The following is a 2,549-nucleotide window of genomic DNA, read 5'->3' as shown; positions in this document are numbered from 1 at the left end:
ACACAATGAAGATGAAGATCGAAATGCCGAGAATGATCTTGGCCGAAGTGGGCGCCTTGTGCTTCACTCCGTCAACATTAAATCAGGCAGGGGTTGGAGGAAAAGATACTCACGGTGCTCCGAGCTTCGGCTGTCCTGCGTCAATCCTATGATCGTCCGTAACGACCGTAATGCCCGAAGTGCATCGGTTCATGTATCCTCTCGTCCATGAACCCAGATCACCTATGGCTGGCGGGCGCACTCCAGTTGCTGATCCTTTTCGTCGGCGGTCCCGCAATTGCCATTGCTATCGCGTACGTGGCATCTAGGCAGAAGCCACAAAACTTCAATCCCCAGCGGTACGGTACGGTGTGTGTCGCATCAGGCGTGACTGCGTCTCTTATGCTGGTATTGGCTAACTGGATTAACGCCGACGTCAGAACTCCGCAGTATTTCTTGCAATTGGCTTGTATCTTGCTAGGCGGTCTGCTACTCGGCGTGTGTATGGGATCCTTCTTCCCGCTACTTTTACATATGTGGCGCTGGCACAAGACGACACGACTCGTTGATCACAGTCACGAAGGACGATGACTGTTTAAGAATCGCGATGCCATGCATTAACCACACCCTCATCGCTCCTCCCGCCAAACGGTATGATGGTTCCCTGATGTTTTCCCTGCGCACCAACTGGAAGCTCGAACCCAACCGCTTCACCGAGGCGCAGCGCCGCCTGGCGATCCAGGGCAGGGAAGTTCTCGACCTCACCGTCTCGAATCCCACGCGAGCCGAGCTATCTTATAACGCTGAGACCATCCTCTCGTCGCTCAGCCACCCCGAGGCCATGGACTACGATCCTCAGCCCAAGGGCCTGCTTGCGGCGCGGCAGGCCGTGGCCGACTATCACAAGAAAGAGCACGATGCTTACGAACTCGATGCCGAAAGCCTGGTGCTTACCACCAGCACCAGCGAAGGCTACTCGTACGTTTTTCGCCTGCTGTGCAATCCGGGTGACGAATTGCTCGTGCCTAAGCCGAGTTATCCGCTGTTTGAATTTCTCGCAGACCTGCAGGACGTGAAGTTGGTCGGCTACCCGCTGCTCTACGACCACGGATGGCAGATCGACTTCCCCTCTTTGTATAAGGCGGTGAACCATCGCACCCGCGCCGTGGTTGTCGTGCATCCCAACAACCCTACCGGCTCATTCGTGAGCGAAAAAGAGCGCGAAGAGCTGAATGCGTTTTGCTGCGAGTACGGCCTTGCCATTGTCGCCGACGAGGTCTTTCTCGATTTTGCACTCGACGGATCCGATCACCACACCTTCGCCGGCAATCAGGATGTCCTGACCTTTGTTCTCAGCGGCATTTCGAAGATCTGCGGCCTGCCTCAGATGAAGCTGGCGTGGGTTGCGGCCAGCGGTCCTAATGAAATTCTGGCATCGGCGTTGGCGCGCCTTGAAGTCATTGCGGATACGTACTTATCTTTGAACGCGCCCATTCAGTGGGCTGCGCCGACGTTGCTTGGCCAGCGAAAATGGATTCATCCGTTGCTGCTCGACCGCGTGCGCGTGAATCTGGCCGAACTCGACCATCAACTGGAGAAACAAAAAGCCTGCGAACGGCTGCAGGTCGAAGGCGGATGGTATGCGGTTCTGCGCGTCCCGGCCACGCAGTCGGACGAAGATCTTGCCATCGCTCTGCTCGAAGAAAACTCGGTGCTCGTGCATCCGGGGCACTTCTATGATTTCCCCCAGGATGGCTATCTGGTGCTGAGCCTGATCACGCCGCCGTCCGTTTTTCGCTCCGGTTGCGAGCGCGTGCTGCGGAGGTTCCCGGAGTAACGCGCTACTTTAAAAACGGATTGCTTTCACGCTCTTCACCGATCGTGGTCAGCGGCCCATGTCCCGGAACAACCACGGTGTCGTCTGGCAGCGCCAGCACGGTTCCGTGCAAGGATTGAATGATCTTGTCGAACGATCCTCCGGGCAGATCGGTGCGGCCAATGCTCCCGGCAAACAGCGTGTCTCCCGCAATCAGTTTCTTCTCCGCCGGAAAGTAAATACAGATGCTGCCCTCGGTGTGCCCGGGAGTATGCAGGACGCTCGCGCTGAGCGTACCTGCCGTTAGCGTGTCGGCCTGCCCCAGACTGGCCTCGATCTCCACTTTTCCTGGCGACCGCATGCCAACCCACTGCGCCTGCAGGTCGAGCATCTTCAGCAGCGCCTGATCATTCTGGTTTAGCAGGATCGGCGCGCCAGTCGCCGCGCGCAGTTTCATGGCCCCACCCACATGATCGATATGCGCGTGGGTAATAACAATCTGCTTGACTTGAAGATTATGCTTGCTGATCAAGCCGAGAACGTCTTCGATGTCGTCGCCAGGATCGATGACCATCGCTTCGTGCGTGGTCTCGTCCCCAATTACGGAGCAATTGCACTGCAGTGGCCCTACTGGGAGGATTTCGTGGATCATGCGCGATCGCAGGCCGGGGCGAAAGCCCGACCCTGAATTCTATTTCTGGCCTGGGGTAGCGGGTGCGCTCTTCGCCGGAGGAGCTTTGATGCCCTGCAGCAC

Annotated in this window: 2 protein-coding genes; one reads left to right on the top strand and one right to left on the bottom strand. The window is 57.3% G+C overall.

All coding sequences use genetic code 11. The features are described from left to right. The first annotated feature begins 586 nt into the window (after positions 1-586). The gene (locus WA354_RS21735; protein ID WP_472815115.1) at positions 587-1,816 is read left to right on the top strand and encodes a pyridoxal phosphate-dependent aminotransferase; all 1,230 of its coding nucleotides are present in this window, start codon (positions 587-589) and stop codon (positions 1,814-1,816) included. Between the two features lie 4 nt (positions 1,817-1,820). On the opposite strand, the gene WA354_RS21730 is transcribed toward WA354_RS21735, so the two are convergent. Next, complete coding sequence (locus WA354_RS21730; protein ID WP_472815114.1) at positions 1,821-2,447, bottom strand: MBL fold metallo-hydrolase; 627 nt, start codon at positions 2,445-2,447, stop codon at positions 1,821-1,823. Positions 2,448-2,549 lie beyond the last annotated feature (102 nt).

Source organism: Occallatibacter sp. (genome assembly GCF_049802275.1).
In the GTDB taxonomy this organism is placed as follows: Bacteria; Acidobacteriota; Terriglobia; order Terriglobales; family Acidobacteriaceae; genus Telmatobacter.
This window is presented reverse-complemented; position numbering and strand designations above follow the sequence as displayed.